Source organism: Dechloromonas sp. TW-R-39-2 (genome assembly GCF_016864195.1).
GTDB lineage: Bacteria > Pseudomonadota > Gammaproteobacteria > Burkholderiales > Rhodocyclaceae > Azonexus.
This window is the reverse complement of record NZ_CP045202.1, coordinates 2,291,144-2,309,015: the sequence shown is the minus strand read 5'-3', so window position 1 is coordinate 2,309,015 and position 17,872 is coordinate 2,291,144. Positions and strand designations below refer to the sequence as shown.

The window sequence follows — 17,872 nt, the reverse complement described above, 5'->3', positions numbered from 1 at the left end:
TGATCATTGCTCGCCGGGCGCTATGCCAACATATAGAGTGGCGGCTACATTACGACGCGGCTTTTAACGATTCAAGCATTGCGAGCCTTTGAGCAACGTCAGCCTTGCTCAAGTGCGTATAGCGTTTAAGCATCTGAAGAGTCTTGTGTCCGCTGATCTCGCTCACCGTCATCGCATCAAGTCCAAGTTCGAACAGGCGGCTGATAGCCTCATGACGCAGATCGTGAAAATGTAGATCAGTCATAAAATCTGGATCGACTTCTGTGCCAGCTTCTTCGCAGTCAGCCATGTAAAGCCGATGCGCGCGCTTTACGGCACGTTTCCAGCTCTGGGCAAGCGCTTCTTGTGTTGTCGCGAAGACGGGGCCACGTAGCGTGCGGGGGAGGGCTTCCAGCACGGCCAGCGCGGAAGGGGAGAGAGGCACAACCCGGCGCTCTCCATTCTTCGTATCTTCGAGCGTGGCAGTCCGTTTTTCCTTGTCGATATGTTTCCATGTCAGCATCAGAACTTCGCCCTGGCGCATGGCTGTTGCCAGGGCAAACCGGATGGCAGGGGCAATCCACGGGTTTGCCCTGCTCTTTCCATCCTTGTCGACTGCTCCAGAATTCTCAGCGGCAGAGAGCAGATAGCGCTCTTCTTCGCGAGATAGCCGCCGCTCGCGGGACTTTCCCTGGCTCGGCATTTTGACGTTGCGAAGCGGGTTTTCTACTGCGATTCCCCATTCCTTCGCGGCGATGTTGAATAGATGCGCGATCAGCTTTAGTTCATGGCGAACCGTCTGTGTGCTGACGATCTTCAAGCGAGCGTCGCGGAATGAAGCGAAGTCTGAAGACTTCAGGCCGGCGAGCGATTTTTCTGCAAAGTCTTTGCGCTCAAGCCAGTGCTTGATAAAGCTCTTCTCCTGCCGCTGGGCTTTCTTCTTCGATGTCACTTCGCGCTCATAGCGCTCCAGGGCGGTGCGCAGCGTCGTCGTTTCAGCTTCGCGGCGGTCTTGAAAGACCCCGCGGTCCATTTCATTTTCGATCTTCCGCGCCCAGGTCTCAGCATCTACCTTTTTTTCGAAGGTCCGGCTTTGTGTTGCATGACCTTTGCGCCGGATTTTCGCTTGCCACCAGCCGGATTCTCGCTGCTCAAAAGTTGCCATCACTGTCCCCGTTTTGTCCCGGAAAATATAGTTTATGATGGTAATTTCTCTTAAAACCCTTGTCAAATCGTTGTTCTGTGGTTTTTAGATTTTCCGCCTTCTAAGCAGCAGGTCGGGGGTTCGAGTCCCTCCGGGCACACCAGCGCAAATTCTTCTGCTGCGCTTTGGTTTCGATAAATCCATTTGGTAAGTACTTGGCGGTTCACCGTGTCTTTTGGTGAGCCCCATTCGCCAGGCAAAGAGCCATGTCGGCTCAACCTGGCAAATCCATCGTGTCGTGTGGCACGGTGGTTATGGCGCGGACAGCGCATCAAGGAAGCAAGAACGTAATAATGATTGTTGAACAACTAAGAGACAAAGCACTCAAGCTTTGCGCTGATCATGGCATTACCGCCCAGCCTTATGCTGGTGGTTGGTGGCTTGTAGGTGAAAAAATAAATCGTGTCGTTGGCGAGTTGGCTGGCCTGAGTGCCTCTGACCTGATGCCATTGCCGATCATGGCTCGATAAAACGGGTCTATGCTGTAAAAACAAAGCCGGGGAAACCCGGCTTTTTGCTTGATTGGGCGTCACACCGGTTATGCTATGCCCTTTGCAATACACGGCAATTCGCGGGAGAGGTTGATGCTGTCCGGAATACCTGATGATGAACCGCTGAGTTTCATTGATGAGCCTGAGTTGCCCGAAGGCGGGGATTTGCCTGTCTGGCGGATTCTGGTGGTTGATGACGAGCCGGATGTCCATGAAGCCACGCTGCTGGCACTCAAGGACATGCAGGTTGAAGGGCGCGGGCTGGCGTTTGTTCATGCCTATTCCGCCGGCGAAGCCAGGGCCTGCCTGACCCAGTATGACGACCTGGCTGTCGTGCTGCTCGATGTGGTGATGGAATCCGATGACGCTGGTTTGCGTCTGGTGCGTTTCATCCGCGACGAATTGGGAAATCGCGCCATGCGCGTGATTCTGCGCACCGGCCAGCCGGGCTATGCGCCGGAAATCGATACGATCCAGCTTTATGACATCAATGATTACAAGACCAAGTCGGAGCTGACCAGAGTTCGGCTGTTTACCTCGTTGACCGTGGCGATCCGCTCTTACTGGCAGATTCATCAGCTTGAAGCGAGCCGGCGTGGCTTGGCCCTGATTGTGGGTGCTGGTAACGAGTTGAGCAAGCCGCGTGGTCTGCAGCGTTTTGCCGAAGGTGTTGTGACTCAGTTGTGTGCCTTGCTCGGGATTGGTGAGGAAGGCTTGGTCTGTGCGGTTGATGGGGATTTTGGACGCCCCCCGACCGTGCTGGCTGCCGCTGGGTGTTACGCCGGATGGATGGGCCGGTCGCTCGACGATATTTCCGATAGGCGGGTGCGCGAAGAACTGGAGAAGGCTTTTTCCGGACGCAGCCACCAGTTTGGCGAGGCTACCTGCCTTTATTTCGGCGGAACGGGCAACCAGGCGTTGGCGGCATTCGTCGATGTCCAGCACCCACTCAGCACGCTTGATCGCAATTTGCTGGAAGTGTTCTGCAGCAATATTTCGGTTGGCTTCGAGAATATGCAGCTTTACCGTCGGATCAGTAACCTCGCTTTCGAGGATGGCCTGGTCAAATTGCCGAATCGCAATAGCCTGCTGACCCTGATCGATCAACGCCCCAGTGCGGCAGATACCCTTGCGCTGGTCGATATCGATGGCTTTGCCGATATCAACAGCATTCTGGACCAAAGTTTCGGCGATGCCGTGCTGGTTGCTGTGGCAACAAGGTTGCGCCAGATGTTTCCGCCCACGGTGGTGGTTGCCCGCGTTGGTAGCGATGTTTTCAGCGTGCTGGGACCGGCGACAGAGATTACGCCGGAAAGCATCGCACACATTTTCTCGGCGCCTTTCACGGTCGACGCAGAAAACTTGCGACTTTCGGCCACCGCAGGCCTGGTCAATTTGAGTGATTCGTCGTTCAAGGGCGTCGAGTTGCTCAAGAATGCTGCGGTTTCGCTCAAGCTGGCGAAAAACTTCAGCCGTGGCAAGTCCCTTTATTTCGAGCCGGCGCACGCCAATTCGGCGCGCGAACGGATGCAGTTGCTCAGTCAGCTGCGCCAGGCTTTTTCTGCCGAACGCCTTTTCCCTGTCTATCAGCCATTTGTCGATCTGGCGAGTGGCCGCTTTGTCGGGGCGGAAGTGTTGTTGCGTTGGCGGACTGAGGAGGGGGCATTCGTTCCGCCGGATCGTTTCATTCCGCTGGCCGAGCAGTCCGGCCTGATGGTGGCGATCGGCGACTGGGTGATGCGCAGCGCCTTTCAGTTTCTGGCGCGTCTGGCAGCCATCGGGCTGACTGATTTCCGGATGGCGATCAATGTGTCGCACGTTCAGTTTCGCGAACCCGACTTCGTCGACCGCCTGGTTTCAGCCATGGCTGAATACAAGGTCAGTCCGGCCAACGTTGAAATCGAGCTGACCGAATCGGTGGCTATCGACAATATTGAACTGATCGGTAAAAAGCTGGCTGCCGTGCGTGCCGCCGGTGTTGCAATCGCGATCGACGATTTCGGGACGGGCTATTCGTCGCTCAACATCATTCGCCAGTTGAACGTCGATCGCCTGAAGATCGATCGTGCCTTTGTCAGTGGTGAAGGCAGCAGCGACGATCATTACGGTATTGCCCACATGGTGATTCAGCTGGCTGAACAGCTTGGGCTGGAAACCATTGCCGAAGGGATAGAAACCGATGCACAGCGTGATTCGCTGCTGGCCATGGGTTGTCGCGACGGCCAGGGATATCTCTTTTCCCGGCCGTTGCCGGCCGAAGAGTTTCTTGCCTTGCTGCGGACTTGAGCAAACAGCCGCCCAAGTCCGCGCAGGTTTTTACTCCTTGATTGCTTCGATGGCGATGTCGATGCGCACTTCGTTACCGACGTAAGGCGCGTACTTGCCGGCGTTGAATTCGGAACGCTTGACCACGGTAAAGGCGTTGGCGCCGATCGCATCCTTCTTCATCATCGGGTGCGGCATGGCCTGGAAGGAAGTCACGGTCAGGGTCACCGGCTTGGTCACACCCTTCAGCGTCAGGTTGCCTTCGATGCTGGCCGGTTTGTCACCTTCGAAAACCACTTTGGTGGACTTGAACGTAGCCGTCGGGAACTTGGCGGTGTCGAGGAAATCTTCGCCCTGGATGTGCTCGTTGAAGGTCGGGTAGCCGGTATCGACCGATTTGGCATCGATCACGATGTCGACCGCGCCGCTCTTGGCGGCCTTGTCGAAGATGACCTTGCCGGTCGTCTTGTTGAAGCGGCTGAGCTGGGTGGAGTAGCCGAAGTGGCTGTACGAGAAACGCGGATAGGTGTGCGTGCCTTCAACCACGTAGGTTTCCGGTGCGGCCAGTGCCGGGATGGCAACGGTCGAAGCGAGGACGAGGGCGGCGGTGAGTTTGCTCAGTTTTTGCATGGTGATTCTCCTGTTTTGAGGTTGGGGTTACTTGCTGTTGGCGGTGATGCGGAATTTGATCAGGACATCGTTGGCGACAATGTCAAACTTGGCCCAGGTGCCTTCGCCAATTGAAAAATCGGCCCGGCGGATGGTGAAGCTGCCATCGAAAACGCCGCTTTTGCCTTGTGCCGCAAAGGTGGCAGGAACGACGACATCCTGCGTCTTGCCCTTGATGCTCAGTTGACCGGTGACTTCGTACTTGTTGCCGCCGAGGGCCTTGACGCTGGTCGAGACAAACTTTGCCGTCGGGAAGGCCTTGGTGTTGAACCAGGGCTTGCCGGCCACTTCATCGTCGCCTTCCGGTGCGCCGGTATCGACGCTGGCCAGTTCGACATCGAAGCTGGCCTTGGCGGCTGCCGGCTTGGCTGGATCGAAGGTTAGTTGGCTGGAAAAGCGCTTGAATTTGCCGTCGACCGCGACACCCATCTGCTTGTACGTAAAGTTGATGGCGCTCTTGTCGGCTTGAACCTGGGTGAATTCGGCGGCCTGTACCGAGAAGGCGGTGGCCAGTGCAAAGGCGAGGGCGATGCGTTTCATGTTAATGCTCCTTGGAATGGCGGGGCAGCATCCGGCGAAGGATGTCGTCCTTGTCGATAAAGTGGTGTTTGAGGGCAGCAGCGATGTGACCGAGCAGCGTTGCCACAAAAAGCAGGTTGAGGCTCATGTGAATGGTCTGCAGCAACTGGCCGAGTTCCTTGTCCTTGCCGATCAGATCGGGGATCGGCAGCAGGCCGAACCAGACTGTCTGGAAGCCTTTGGCTGAACTCATCAGCCAGCCGGAAAGCGGAATGGCCAGCATCAGCAGGTAGAGCGCGAGATGCCCGGCATGGGCAACCCATTGCATGAGTTTCGGCATGCTGGCCGGCAAGGCGGGGGGCTGATGTGTGATGCGCCAGGCCAGCCGGACCAGGACGAGCAGGAAAGCACTGACGCCAGCCCACTTGTGCCAGGAATAAAGTTGCAGTTTTTCCGGCGAAAGCGGCAGGTCATGCATGTAAAAACCAAGTGCCAGCAGGCCGATGAGCAGGATGGCCATCAGCCAGTGCAGGCTTTTGGCGGTGCGGGTGTAGTGCTTTGTCACGGTCAACCTCCTTATTGCGGCAAAAATGAATAAGCGTCCATGGCGATGACGTAATCGTCGATGCCGGCATGAATGCGCTGTGGCTGTGCGTTCCGCCCGGCTGCACCGAGGGCCACGTAAAGGGGCAGCAGGTGTTCTTCGCTCGGGTGCGCCTGAACGCCTCCGGGGGCCTGGCGGCGATAGTCGAGCAGGGCGTCGATGGCTCCGGCGCTGATCTGCTCGCTGATCCAGGTCGAAAACTGGCGGACATAAGCAGGCGTCTGCCCGTCGCTGGCTGCTGCGGCCTGATAGTCGCGCAGGTTGTGCGTCACATTGCCCGAGGTGATGATCAGGAAGCCGCGAGCAACGAGCGGAGCCAGTGCCTGACCCAGGCGATAAGCCTGCTGTACGCCGCCCCGGCTCTGGATCGAGAGCGGAATGACCGGAATGTCGGCTTCCGGGAACATCAGGCGCAGTGGTACCCAGGCGCCGTGGTCCAGGCCGCGTCCGGCATCGGCCTGTGCCGGGAGACCGGCTGACTGGAGCGCTGCGACCACTTCTTCGGCAGCTTCGCGGCAACCCGTGGCCGGGTAGCGCAGGGCATAAAGTGCCTCCGGAAAGCCCCAGAAGTCATGAATGGTTTCTGGGCGTTCAGCGAATCCGACCGTCGGTTCAGCCGTATCCCAATGCGCGCTGACCACGATGATGGCCCGCGGCGAGGGCAGGGCGCCGGCGGCGGCGGCAATGGCCGCTCCGGCGGCACCGGGACGCAAGGCAAAGGTCGGGGCGCCGTGAGGCACGAAAAGCGTTGGTAGATGATGTGACATGAAAGCAACTCCTGAATCGATGGGCGTACTTTATTCCTCCTTTTTGAGTCGAAATAGCAGACAATCAACAAATGTTTATTGCTAAATGAGCAACAATGGATCGACTTGAAGCCATGCACCTGTTCGTTCGTGTCGCCGAATTGGGCAGTTTTTCTGCGGTTGCGCAGCAGTTGGGCGTGGCCCGCTCGGTAGTGACACGGCAAATTGCCGCACTCGAAAGTCATCTCGGCATCAAATTGATGGTGCGCAGTACGCGCCGCCTGGCGATGACCTCGGCGGGGACGGCTTATCTGGAGAAATGCCGGGTGATCCTGAATCTGGTCGAGTCGGCTGAAACCGATGTGGCCCAAGAGCGCCTGGCGCCGCGCGGCAATATCCGCATCAGCCTGCCGCTGACTTTTGGCATCAAACGCCTGGCCCCTCTACTGATCGAATTTTCCGGCCTTTATCCGGAGGTTAGCCTGGACATGGATTATTCCGATCGTCGGGTCAAATTGATCGAGGAGGGGATCGATCTGTCGATCCGCATCACCCGCCGTCTTGATCCCGGTGATGTGGCACGCAAGATCGGTTCGGGCCAGATGTACGTTGTGGCCTCTCCGGATTACCTGGCGCGTCACGGTCGACCGCAGCATCCGTCCGAATTGATTCATCACGAATGCCTTGGCTACACGGCCGGTGGCAGCATGCAGCACTGGCAATTCCTGATCGCCGGCCAGCCGGAAAGTTTTCCCGTGCGCAGCAGAATCAATGCCAACAATGGCGAGGTCCTGACCGAAGCGGCTGCCCAGGGCTTGGGGCTGACCTTGCAGCCTGACTTCATTGTCGATGCATTTCTGCAGGCCGGGCGTATTGAAAGCATTCTCGACGCGTTTCCCGTGCCCGAACTGGGCATCTACGCAATGCTCCCGAGTAATCGCCATGTCCCGCACAGGGTGCGGGTCTTGATGGATTTTCTGAGCCAGCGGCTTGGTTAAGTTCAAACAATAATGCGATGACATTATTCTGTTAAGCTCATTCAGGATTTCAATAAAAAAAGCCGGGAATCGTTATGCGAATCATGATCGTCGACGACAACGCAGCCATGCGGAAAGTCCTCGCCGCCCTGTTTGTCAGTGCCGGGCATGAAGTGGTTGCCGTACTTGAGGATGGCAGCCGGCTTGAGCAGTCTGTGCACGATACGGCGCCGGAGTTGCTGTGCCTTGACTATCATTTGCCGGGCCGCAACGGACTGGTGTTGCTGCGGACGATCAATGCGCTGGCGCCGGATGTCGATGTGGTATTCATGACCGCATCGAGCGAACAGAATATTGAAGGCATGGCGGCCGATGCCGGAGCAGCCGGATTTATCCGCAAGCCTTTCAGCCAGTCTCAGATCATCGACGAATTACATGCCATCGAGGAAACGCGCAAGCACGCGCGCCAGCCTCAACGCAAGGGGCCGGCCTTGTTCGGCGGTCGGGTCAGCGGCAGCGTGGTGGTGGCCGATGACAACAGTTCGGTTCGTCTGGTGCTCAAGGGCTTGCTGGAGGAATGCGGCTTGAAGGTTGTCCAGTCGGTGGCCAGCGGTTCTGAGGCGATTACTGCGGCGCGGCAGCACAAGCCGAAACTGCTCTGTCTCGACGTCAACATGCCGGTCATGGGCGGGATCGAGGCGTTGCCGGAGATCGTTGCCGCCAGTCCGGAAACTGCAGTCATCATGGTGACCGGTTGCGCGGACAAGAAACTGGTTGCCCAGGCTGCTGGTCTGGGCGCGCGTGGTTACATCATCAAACCATTGCGCCCGGCTTACGTTCAGGATTTTGTCCGTAAGCTGTTTGGTGTCTGATTCTTTTAAAGGCTTGCCGATGGACCGCCGCCTGTTTCTTGCTCTTCCCTGGCTGCTTGCCGGCTGCAAGCCATCGTCGCCGGCTTTTCGCAATACCGAATTGAACAAGCCGGCTTTCGGCAAACGACTGGATCTGCAAGATCACGAAGGCCGGATGCGCTCGTTGGCCGATTTTTCCGGCAAGGTCATCATCCTTTTCTTCGGTTACACCTCCTGTCCGGACATCTGCCCGACCATGCTTGCCCGCCTGGCGGAAGTGATGAACAAGCTGGGAACGATGGCCGAGCGGGTACAGGTGCTCTTTGTCACGCTCGATCCGGAACGTGACAGTGCCGCGAGGCTGAAGGATTTCGTGCCGTGGTTCCATCCCTCGTTCCTCGGCTTGCGCGGCTCCACGGAAGAAACCCGGCGGGTTGCCGAAGAATTTCGGGTGTTCAGCGCCCGCAAGGAGGTCGGCAGCGAGTTGGGTTACATCCTCGATCATTCGGCCGGCGCCTACTTGTTCGACCCCGCCGGGCAATTGCGTCTGTACGTCGGAGACCAGGCCGGTGTCGACGATATCGTGGCCGATATTCGGCTGCTTCTGGCCGGTTGACCGTGAAATTTACTGAATGAAGGGCAGGTTCAGCGTATCGGTATCGTTTGCTGCACCGCTGAATTCCCGGCACAGATCGAGAAAGGTCTGCATCGCCGGGTTGATGTTGCGCTGGCGGTGCCGGGCAAAATAAAAATGGCGGCGGAGATCGAATTGCGGCGTCTTGATCTCGACCAGGCTGCCACGACGGAAGGCTTCGCGTAGCGACAAGCGTGACAGGCAACCGATGCCGATGCCTGATTCGACGGCCCGCTTGATCGCTTCGGTGTGTTCCAGTTCGAGCTGGATATGGGCATGGGCCAGGGGGCGGGCAATCGCCCGGTCGAACAATTCGCGCGTGCCTGAACCGCGTTCGCGGACAATCCATTTTTCTTCGGCCAGCCGACTTGTCTCGGTCGCGCCCGCTGCAGCCAGTGGATGATGCGGGGCACAAAAAACGACCAGAGCATCGTCAATCCACGGTTCCAGTACCAGATCCGGGTGGTTGGCTTCGCCTTCGATCAGGCCGAGATCGAGTTGATAACCGAGCAGTCGTTCGACAATGCTGTGCGTGTTGGCGACCTGCAAGCCGATTTTGGCTGCCGGATGGCGTTGCAGGTATTCGGCAACGACCAGCGTGGCCAGGTAGTTGCCGATGGTCAGCGTGGCGCCGACAGCGAGCGGCCCGAGCGTGCTGCCGGACAGAAAACCTTCGATATCGGCCGCCCGGGCCAGCATGTTCTCGGCTTGTGGCAACAGTGCCCGGCCGGTGCCGTTCAAATGCAGCGATTTGCCGATGCGGTCGAACAAGGGGCAATCGAATTGCCGCTCCAGTTCAACCAGCGCGCTGCTGGCGGCTGATTGCGACATCGATAATTGCTCGGCTGCGCGCGAGACGTTTTCAGTCCGGGCGATGGCAGCAAAGATTTCAATCTGGCGCAGGGTGATTCGCATATCTGTTTTGTAGTTAGATGTTAGAGAAATTATCCGCTTATATATCTAAGAGGCAAGGCCTATCATCCAGTTCAGCCAATTCTCTGCAGGAACACCACCATGAGCGCACTTGCTACCGAAAAGATCCTCTCCGTCCATCACTGGAACGACACGCTGTTTTCGTTCCGCACGACGCGTGACCCGGGGTTGCGCTTCATCAACGGCCAGTTCGTGATGATCGGTCTTGAGGTCGATGGTCGTCCGCTGACCCGTGCCTACAGCATTGCCAGCGCCAATCACGAGGAACACCTTGAGTTTTTCAGCATCAAGGTACCGAATGGTCCGCTCACCTCGCGCCTGCAGCACCTGCAGCCGGGTGATCCGATCATCGTCAGCAAGAAGCCGACGGGAACGCTGGTCCTGCGCGATCTGAAGCCGGGCAAGCGGCTTTTCATGTTTGCCACCGGTACTGGCCTGGCGCCGTTCATGAGCTTGATCCATGATCCGGAAACCTACGAAAAGTTCGAGCAGATCGTGCTCATTCACGGGGTGCGTCAGATCAATGAACTGGCTTATCACGACTACATCGAGCACGAGATCAAGGAGCACGAATTCTTCGGCGACTGGGCGCGTGAGAAGCTGGTTTATTACCCGACCGTGACGCGTGAAAAATTCCGCAACAACGGTCGTCTGACCGACCTGATCCGGTCCGGCAAGCTCTACGCCGACCTCGGGATAACTCGGCTCGATCCGGCGAGCGATCGGGCGATGATCTGCGGTGGTCCCGACATGTTGAAAGACACGGCGGCTTTGCTCGACGAGCTCGGTTTCGAGGTTTCGCGACACATTGGCGAAGCCGGTGATTACGTGATCGAACGGGCTTTCGTCGAAAAATAACCGGTTTCTTCGGGCTGGCGAAACGCGAACCGGCGGCGCTTTGATACAGGGGCGGGTTAAAATACCGCCTTTGTATTCCGGCGTTTCCGGATAGGGTTTTTACAGCATGCATAACATCGAAAAAGTGCCGACCGTCGGCTTCGTTTCACTCGGTTGCCCAAAGGCTTCCTCGGACGCTGAGCGCATCCTGACCAAGCTGCGCGCCGAAGGTTACGAAATCTCGCCGAGCTACGAGAATTCCGACCTGGTGATCGTCAATACCTGTGGCTTCATCGACGCTGCCGTCGAGGAATCGCTCGACGCCATCGGCGAGGCGCTCAACGAAAACGGCAAGGTCATTGTCACCGGCTGCCTCGGTGCCAAGGGCGACATCGTGCAGAACACCCATCCGTCCGTGCTCGCCGTGACTGGCCCGCATTCCGCCGACGAAGTGATGGGTTACGTACATAGCCACCTGCCCAAGCCGCACGATCCGTACAGCGATCTGGTCCCGGCCCAGGGCGTGCGTCTGACGCCGGATCACTTTGCCTATTTGAAGATTTCCGAAGGCTGCAACCATAGTTGCACCTTCTGCATCATCCCGTCGCTGCGCGGTCCGCTGGTGTCGCGTCCGGTTGGCGATGTATTGGCCGAGGCCGAGAATCTGGCCCGCGCCGGCGTCAAGGAAATCCTCGTCATCTCGCAGGACACCTCGGCCTATGGCGTCGATCTCAAGTACCGCACCGCCTTCTGGGGCGGCAAGCCGGTCAAGAGCCGGCTCAAGGAACTGTGCGAGGCACTGGCCAGCTTCGGCATCTGGGTTCGCCTGCATTACGTTTATCCCTACCCGTCGGTCGATGATGTCATTCCGCTGATGGCCGAAGGCAAGATCCTGCCTTACCTCGATGTGCCATTCCAGCACGCCAGCCCGAAGATCCTGAAGGCGATGAAACGTCCGGCCTCGGCCGAGAACACACTGGAACGCATCGCCAAGTGGCGCGAAATCTGTCCGGAAATCGTCATTCGCTCGACCTTCATCACCGGCTTCCCCGGCGAAACGGAAGAGGATTTCGACCAGCTGATCCAGTTCCTCGAAGATGCCAAGCTCGACCGCGTCGGTGCCTTTGCCTATTCGCCGGTTGAAGGTGCCAAGGCCAACGAACTCGGCCTGCTCCTGCCGGAAAGCGTGCGCGAAGACCGCCGTCGCTGGCTGATGCAGGTTCAGGAAGACATTTCTGCGGCCAAGCTCGAAGCCAAGATCGACACCACCATCCAGGTGCTGGTCGACGCGGTGGATGAAGAAGGCACGATTGCCCGCTCCAAGGCCGATGCACCAGAAATCGACGGCCTGGTGTACATCGACGGCTATTTCGATGCCCAGCCGGGCGATTTCCTGCAAGTGAAGGTTGTCGACGCCGACCATCATGACCTCTTCGCCCAGCCTGTCTGAACGCCTGGCTGCGCACCTGGCTGCGCACCTGGCCGAAGTGGTCGGGGCGCAGCATGTCCTGACCGATCCGGCTGAAATCGCCCCTTTCGTGACGGATTGGCGGGGGCGGTTTCGCGGTGCGGCGCAATGCGTGGTGCGCCCGGCGAACAGCGCCGAAGTGGCCGCCGTGATCAAGGCGTGTGCCGAAGCCGGGGTTCCGGTTGTGCCGCAGGGTGGCAATACCAGTCTGTGCGGTGCGGCGACCGCCGATGATGAGGGTTTGGCCGTCGTCGTCAGTCTGGGGCGTTTGAACCGCATTCTCGCGGTCGACCCTGCCAATCACACTATTTCGGCTCAGGCCGGCTGTACGCTGGCAGCGGTGCAGGAGGCGGCTCGTGCTGCCGATCGGCTGTTTCCGCTGGCTCTGGCTTCGGAAGGCACTTGCCAGATCGGTGGCAACCTGTCGACCAATGCCGGCGGCGTTCAGGTCTTGCGCTATGGCAATACGCGCGAACTGACGCTCGGTCTTGAAGTCGTGCTGCCCAACGGCGAATTGTGGGATGGCCTGCGCGGCCTGCGCAAAGATAATACCGGCTACGATCTGAAACACCTTTTCATCGGAGCCGAAGGAACGCTGGGCATCATCACGGCGGCCGTGCTCAAGCTTTTCCCATTACCGCGCAGCCTGACGACCAGTTTTGTTTGCCTTGCTTCGCCGGCTGCTGCGGTCGACCTGCTGAATGCGGCAAAATCGCGATTCGATGCGCAATTGACGGCTTTCGAACTGATTTCGGAAGAGGCGCTGGGGCTGGTCCTGAAACATATTCCCGATGCGCAGCGACCAATTGCCGGTTCGCCCTGGTATGTGCTGGCCGAGTTTGCCGATGCAGCACCGGCTTCGGTCGAGGCCTGGCTGGGCGAGATGCTTGAGGCTGAAGCGATCAGCGACGCCGTGCTCGCCCAAAGCGAAGCCCAGGCGCAGAAATTGTGGGCTCTGCGCGAGAATATTTCGGAAGCGCAGAAAATCGAGGGGGTGAGTATCAAGCACGATGTTTCAGTGCCGGTTTCACGTATCCCGGAATTTCTCGCCTTGGCCGATGCGGCGCTGCTTGAAGCTTTTCCCGCAGTCCGCATCGTGGCCTTCGGGCATGTCGGTGATGGCAACCTGCATTACAACCTGTCGAAACCGGATGCTCAGGAAAATACGGCTTTCATTGCCAGCCAGCCGCAGGTCAATCGCATCGTGCATGACACGGTCGATGCGCTGAATGGTTCGATTTCGGCGGAACACGGGATTGGCCAGTTGAAGCGCGAGGAACTGCTGCGTTACAAGAGTCCGGTCGAAATGGCCATGATGCGCTCGATCAAGCAGGCGCTTGACCCGCGCAACCTGATGAATCCGGGCAAGATTCTCTAAAACTGCAGCACGGCAGCCCGTGCCTGCCGCTTCAAACCTTTTCCGGGATGGCGGCCATGACTTTCAGCCAACCCTGGGCGGCCTCATCACCTGCGGCAGCGAAAGCCGCCGCAAGGTGGCGGGTCTGGATGCCGGTCAATTCCTCTTCCAACGCGATGCCGGCATCGGTCAGCGTCAATTGCTTGACCCGGCGGTCATGCTCGGCAAGGTCTACGCTGACCAGCGCCGATGCGATCAGTTGGCGCAACGGTCCGTTGAGTGCCTGTTTCGATACGCCGAGGATGCCGAGCAGGGTATTGACCGATGTTTTCGGGTGGCGCCCGACAAAATACAGTATCCGGTGATGTACCCGCCCCAGGTCGCGCTGCGCCAGCAGTTGATCCGGCTGCGAGGTAAAGGCGCGGTAGGCGAAGAAAAACCGCTCGGCGGCGTTGCGCAGTCCATCGATGTTATTTAGGTCAACCATGTTGACATGGTAGTGGGGTTTACCTAAGCTGTCGATAGGTCAACAACATTGACATTAAACATGAGCCCAGCCAATCAAAATCCCCGTTTTTCCCAGCGTATTGCCGATCTGCATCCATCACCGATCCGCGAAATACTTGCCGTCATCGAGCGGCCCGGCATGATTTCATTTGCCGGTGGTTTGCCGTCGGCTGACACCTTTCCCGAACTTACGCTCGATGGCATGCCGATCACCAGCTTGCAATACGGGGCCAGTGAAGGCGATACGGCCTTACGTGAGCGCGTTGCCGACGAGTTGAATGAACGCGGCCTGCGCTGCGATCCGGCCCAGGTCATCATTCTTTCCGGCTCGCAGCAGGGGATCGATCTGGTCGCCAAGCTGTTCATCGATGCCGGTACGCCGGTGGCTGTCGAATCGCCGACCTATCTCGCAGCCTTGCAGGTTTTCCGCTACTTCGGGGCGAGTTTTTCCGAGCTGGATGCCAAGTTACCGCAGGCCGGTTTGTCGAGCGAAAACCGTCCGGCTTTCGCGTATGCCATTCCGACCTTCCAGAACCCGACCGGGCATTGTTACAGCAGCGCCGAGCGGGATAATCTGGCGGCTGCCTGCGATGCCTTGCAGGTCCCGTTATTCGAAGACGATCCCTATCGTGACCTGGTGTTTGACGATTGTGACCGGACGCCGGTTTGCGCTCGGTTGAAACGCGCCTCGTGGGTTTATCAAGGCTCGTTCTCGAAAAGCCTGGCGCCGGGATTGCGTCTTGGTTACCTGGTTGCTTCGCCGGATTTGCTGCCCTACCTGGTGCGGCTCAAGCAGGCGGCCGATCTGCACAGCAACCGACTCAGCCAGTGGTTGGTGCTCGAACAATTGCGCAGTCCCGAGCGCGCCGCCAGAACTGCCGGGCTGGTCGATACCTACCGACGTCGGCGCGATGCGTTTGCCTGCGCACTGGCGCAGCATTTTGCCGGATTGGCCGACTGGGAAATTCCGCCGGGCGGCCTGTTCTTCTGGTTGGAACTGAAAGCGAAAATCGACACGCGCAGGCTGTTGACCGCAGCAATCGAGCGTGGCGTCGCTTTCATGCCGGGCGAAGCATTTTTTGCCGATACAGCGTCAGCCCGCAGTACTTTGCGCCTCAACTTCAGTCATGCCAGTGAAGCGGATGCCGGGCGCGGTCTGGCTCTGCTGGCCGAATTACTGAAAGAGGAAACAGCTCGCCAGCTGGGTGCTGTCAAAGCTGAGAGTCGCTGAGCGGCCGAGCAAATGGCAGGCTGAAACTGAAGCGGCTGCCGACGCCGACCGTGCTTTCAATTTCCAGTTTGCCGCCCATCAGCTCGATCAATTTACGGGCGATCGGTAGTCCGACACCAATGCCGCCGTAACGGCGCATGGCACTGCCGTCGGTCTGGACAAGCATGCCATCGAGCAGGCGGAGTTTATCGGCAGCGATGCCCGGCCCGGTGTCGCTGACACAAAAACGAATGGTCAGCGCATCGTCGCGCGATGATTCGATTTGTGCCGAGATGGTGATTTGGCCATGCTCGGTAAATTTGATGGCGTTGCCGACCAGGTGCGTGAATATCTGGCGCAGGCGGTCGATGTCGCCGATCAGCAGGTTCGGCAGTCGCGGATCGTCTTCCTCGATCAGTTTCAGCCCCTTGGCTTGTGCCGCGCGTTGCTGGTTGTCGAGCAGGGCGCGCAACATCTCGATCACGGCAAACGGCGCAGGGGACAAGCTGATTTGCCCGGCCTCAAGCGCCGAAAGTTCGATCAGATTGTTGATCAGGCGCAGCAACTCGTCGCTGGAACGGCGCAAGGGGACCAGGAGCTCATGCTGTTCCGCGGTCAACGTCTCAAGACTGAGCAATTCACCCAGGCCGATGATGCCGTTCATCGGGGTCCGAAGCTCATGACTGATATTGGCCAGAAACTCGGTTTTGGCCCGATTCGACAATTCGGACTGCAGGCGGGCCTGTTCCAGATGTTCGAGCAGTTGATCCTTTTCGTGTTCGAGCCGGAAACTGTCATGCAGCGTGGCGTAGAAATAGTCGGCACTGCGCGTGGCAATCAGCAAGAAGAGAAAAGTCATCAGGCTGAAGGCAATGTGCAGCAAGTCCATGCCCAGCGAGGCGATGCCCACGGCAAGGATGATTGGCCAGGCATAGAGCCGGAAGGCTATTTTGTCGGCAGCGAGAACAGGGACGGCGCCGGCCACCATGCCGGCCATGACGAAGGCAGTGAATAACTGCAGGGTGGTATCGCTGCCGATCATCAGCAGCAAGGCGCCAATGCTCCAGATCAAGCCGCTGGCCATGGCGCCGACCCGCGCCCGATACAGCCAGCGAACTGCTTGTTCCTGACGTTGCACGTCGTCGAGCCGGGCATGCCGGGCGGCCAGTACAACACGCAGCCCGGCGACGAGCACGGCTGCAACCCACCAAGCCAGCAGCGCGGGGGAGCCGAAAATATCGTGGGCGACCCAGATCAGAAAACCGGCATTGATTACCGACATGATCTGGCCCAGCCGTACGTTGCGGTAGAGCAGTTCTACCTGACGGCCAAGAAAGAAAATGTCGATGGATGGTTTCAATGCAGTGCCTGTCCGGTGGCTTTGGCGAAAAGTTCGGCGACATCGTCCGGGGTGAAACGGTATTCGCGGTTGCAAATATCGTCGCGGATCAGGATTTCACCGTGCTCTTCGAGAATTGATTCAGCATCGGCCTGGCCCAGGCTGATGACCATGTCGCGTACCTTGTCCCAGTCTTCCGGGCAGTGATAAACGACAGGCAGCGGGTCATAGACGCGTACGCCATGATCGGCCGTGTCTTCGTGGAAAAGACGGGTGAGCAGGGCTTCGGCATCGAGTTCGAGCAGCTCGGCTGGTTTGACCGTGCTGGCCATGTGGCTGATCCGATTCCAGCCGTCCGGGTCGTGATTGTCGGCTTGCGGCATCTTCTGCAGGAACAGGCAGGCTGCCGCATTGGGGCCGGCGGTGACGAACAGGCGGGACGGCTGCTGCTCCGATTGTTCGAGGTAATGCTCGAAAATCTCACCGATGCTGTTGCCTTCGAGCGGCACGAAGCTTTGGTAAGGCTGGCGGGCATTCGGCATGTCCAGGCTCATCATCAGCTTGCCGCCCTGGTCGGCGCCGAGCAGGACGGGTACCGGGGCCGGCAGAACGACCGGATTGCTGCGGGCCATGCCACGCATCTGGAGTTGTTCGTTGCAATCCATGATCAGCGACTGGATCGGACCGTTGCCGCGCAGTTGCAGCGTCAGTCGACCCGGTTGCTTGAGCTGGCCGGCAATCAGCGCTGTGACTGCCGCCAGTTCGCCAAGCAGTTGGGCGACTGTCGGCTGGTAGTTGCGGTCAACCTGCATTTGTTGCCAGGAATCACCGAGGTGAACAACCGCACCACGGATATCGAGATGCTCGAAAATAAAGCGGCGGATGGTGCTTTCGCTCATTTCAGTACCTCTTCGTAACGGGCCGGATCAAAACCGACCAGCAAGGTTTTGCCGGTGTCGAGTACCGGGCGCTTGATCAAGCTGGGATATTGGGCCATCAGGCTGAGCGCCTTGGTTTCATCGACATCTGCCCGTTCTTCCTCGCTCAGTTTTCGCCACATCAGGCCACGCGTGTTGAGCAGTTTCTGCCAACCGGCACGAGCGCTCCAGTCGGGCAGGTGAGCCTCGGCCACGCCGGCTTTCTTGTAGTCGATAAATTCATAGGCAACACCTTGTTCGCCCAGCCAGGCGAAGGCTTTTTTCATGGTGTCGCAGTTCTTGATGCCGAATACCTTTGTCATTGCTGCCGATGCTTGTTGCAAAGCAGCAATCATATCAGCCCG

The 17,872-nt window shown here is 58.5% G+C and carries 19 protein-coding genes; 9 read left to right on the top strand and 10 right to left on the bottom strand.

Going from position 1 to position 17,872, the window contains the following annotated elements; translation table 11 throughout:
* Positions 1–49: 49 nt before the first annotated feature.
* Positions 50–1,144 (bottom strand): site-specific integrase, encoded by a 1,095-nt coding sequence (locus GBK02_RS11165; protein ID WP_203466746.1) that lies wholly within the window; start codon positions 1,142–1,144, stop codon positions 50–52.
* A 332-nt stretch (positions 1,145–1,476) separates the two neighbouring features.
* On the opposite strand from GBK02_RS11165, the gene GBK02_RS11160 reads away from it, so the two are divergent.
* Both GBK02_RS11160 and GBK02_RS11155 read left to right on the top strand, forming a co-directional pair.
* Positions 1,477–1,653: a hypothetical protein gene (locus tag GBK02_RS11160; protein ID WP_203466745.1), complete on the top strand. Its 177-nt coding sequence runs from the start codon at positions 1,477–1,479 to the stop codon at positions 1,651–1,653.
* 114 nt (positions 1,654–1,767) lie between these two features.
* Positions 1,768–3,960, top strand: coding sequence for an EAL domain-containing protein (locus tag GBK02_RS11155; RefSeq protein WP_203466744.1), 2,193 nt, complete (start codon positions 1,768–1,770; stop codon positions 3,958–3,960).
* A gap of 30 nt (positions 3,961–3,990) precedes the next feature.
* Here GBK02_RS11155 and GBK02_RS11150 read toward each other — a convergent pair whose 3' ends face one another.
* Genes GBK02_RS11150 through GBK02_RS11135 form a run of 4 tightly spaced genes read right to left on the bottom strand, consistent with a single transcriptional unit; the run spans position 3,991 to position 6,498 of the window.
* On the bottom strand, positions 3,991–4,569 hold the full coding sequence (locus GBK02_RS11150) for a YceI family protein (protein ID WP_203466743.1): 579 nt from the start codon (positions 4,567–4,569) through the stop codon (positions 3,991–3,993).
* A gap of 27 nt (positions 4,570–4,596) precedes the next feature.
* Positions 4,597–5,148 (bottom strand): YceI family protein, encoded by a 552-nt coding sequence (locus tag GBK02_RS11145; protein ID WP_203466742.1) that lies wholly within the window; start codon positions 5,146–5,148, stop codon positions 4,597–4,599.
* Position 5,149: 1 nt separating this feature from the next.
* A complete protein-coding gene (locus GBK02_RS11140) occupies positions 5,150–5,692 on the bottom strand; it encodes a cytochrome b (RefSeq protein ID WP_203466741.1) in 543 nt (180 codons plus the stop codon).
* Positions 5,693–5,703: 11 nt separating this feature from the next.
* The gene (locus GBK02_RS11135) at positions 5,704–6,498 is read right to left on the bottom strand and encodes a class III extradiol ring-cleavage dioxygenase (RefSeq protein WP_203466740.1); all 795 of its coding nucleotides are present in this window, start codon (positions 6,496–6,498) and stop codon (positions 5,704–5,706) included.
* Positions 6,499–6,593: 95 nt separating this feature from the next.
* Here GBK02_RS11135 and GBK02_RS11130 point away from each other — a divergent pair, with 95 nt between their 5' ends.
* The 3 genes from GBK02_RS11130 to GBK02_RS11120 all read left to right on the top strand — a co-directional run bounded on the left by GBK02_RS11130 (position 6,594) and on the right by GBK02_RS11120 (position 8,921).
* On the top strand, positions 6,594–7,475 hold the full coding sequence (locus GBK02_RS11130; protein WP_203466739.1) for a LysR family transcriptional regulator: 882 nt from the start codon (positions 6,594–6,596) through the stop codon (positions 7,473–7,475).
* 74 nt (positions 7,476–7,549) lie between these two features.
* Entirely contained in the window at positions 7,550–8,326 is a 777-nt protein-coding gene (locus tag GBK02_RS11125) for a response regulator (RefSeq protein WP_203466738.1), read from the top strand.
* Between the two features lie 19 nt (positions 8,327–8,345).
* Positions 8,346–8,921, top strand: a complete 576-nt coding sequence (locus tag GBK02_RS11120) for an SCO family protein (protein WP_203466737.1) — start codon at positions 8,346–8,348, stop codon at positions 8,919–8,921.
* Positions 8,922–8,930: 9 nt separating this feature from the next.
* On the opposite strand, the gene GBK02_RS11115 is transcribed toward GBK02_RS11120, so the two are convergent.
* Positions 8,931–9,854: a LysR family transcriptional regulator gene (locus GBK02_RS11115; protein WP_203466736.1), complete on the bottom strand. Its 924-nt coding sequence runs from the start codon at positions 9,852–9,854 to the stop codon at positions 8,931–8,933.
* A gap of 99 nt (positions 9,855–9,953) precedes the next feature.
* Between GBK02_RS11115 and GBK02_RS11110 the strand changes: the two genes are divergently transcribed.
* The 3 genes from GBK02_RS11110 (at position 9,954) to GBK02_RS11100 (ending at position 13,555) form a co-directional block, all read left to right on the top strand.
* Entirely contained in the window at positions 9,954–10,730 is a 777-nt protein-coding gene (locus GBK02_RS11110) for a ferredoxin--NADP reductase (protein ID WP_203466735.1), read from the top strand.
* Positions 10,731–10,836: 106 nt separating this feature from the next.
* Entirely contained in the window at positions 10,837–12,159 is a 1,323-nt protein-coding gene (gene rimO / locus GBK02_RS11105; RefSeq protein WP_203466734.1) for a 30S ribosomal protein S12 methylthiotransferase RimO, read from the top strand.
* Positions 12,134–13,555 (top strand): FAD-binding oxidoreductase, encoded by a 1,422-nt coding sequence (locus GBK02_RS11100; RefSeq protein WP_203466733.1) that lies wholly within the window; start codon positions 12,134–12,136, stop codon positions 13,553–13,555. The genes rimO and GBK02_RS11100 overlap by 26 nt, the downstream gene beginning before the upstream one ends.
* A 31-nt stretch (positions 13,556–13,586) precedes the next feature.
* On the opposite strand, the gene GBK02_RS11095 is transcribed toward GBK02_RS11100, so the two are convergent.
* Positions 13,587–14,021: a MarR family winged helix-turn-helix transcriptional regulator gene (locus GBK02_RS11095; RefSeq protein WP_203466732.1), complete on the bottom strand. Its 435-nt coding sequence runs from the start codon at positions 14,019–14,021 to the stop codon at positions 13,587–13,589.
* Positions 14,022–14,081: 60 nt separating this feature from the next.
* Between GBK02_RS11095 and GBK02_RS11090 the strand changes: the two genes are divergently transcribed.
* The gene (locus GBK02_RS11090) at positions 14,082–15,272 is read left to right on the top strand and encodes a PLP-dependent aminotransferase family protein (RefSeq protein WP_203466731.1); all 1,191 of its coding nucleotides are present in this window, start codon (positions 14,082–14,084) and stop codon (positions 15,270–15,272) included.
* Here GBK02_RS11090 and GBK02_RS11085 read toward each other — a convergent pair.
* From GBK02_RS11085 to GBK02_RS11075, 3 genes are read right to left on the bottom strand one after another with little or no spacing between them, the layout of a single operon-like run.
* Positions 15,253–16,611 carry a HAMP domain-containing sensor histidine kinase gene (locus GBK02_RS11085; RefSeq protein ID WP_203466730.1) on the bottom strand — a complete coding sequence of 453 codons (1,359 nt, stop codon included), beginning with the start codon at positions 16,609–16,611 and terminating at the stop codon, positions 15,253–15,255. The genes GBK02_RS11090 and GBK02_RS11085 overlap by 20 nt on opposite strands.
* On the bottom strand, positions 16,608–17,489 hold the full coding sequence (locus tag GBK02_RS11080; protein ID WP_203466729.1) for an Hsp33 family molecular chaperone HslO: 882 nt from the start codon (positions 17,487–17,489) through the stop codon (positions 16,608–16,610). The genes GBK02_RS11085 and GBK02_RS11080 overlap by 4 nt, the downstream gene beginning before the upstream one ends.
* The gene (locus GBK02_RS11075; RefSeq protein ID WP_203466728.1) at positions 17,486–17,830 is read right to left on the bottom strand and encodes an arsenate reductase; all 345 of its coding nucleotides are present in this window, start codon (positions 17,828–17,830) and stop codon (positions 17,486–17,488) included. The genes GBK02_RS11080 and GBK02_RS11075 overlap by 4 nt, the downstream gene beginning before the upstream one ends.
* Positions 17,831–17,872 lie beyond the last annotated feature (42 nt).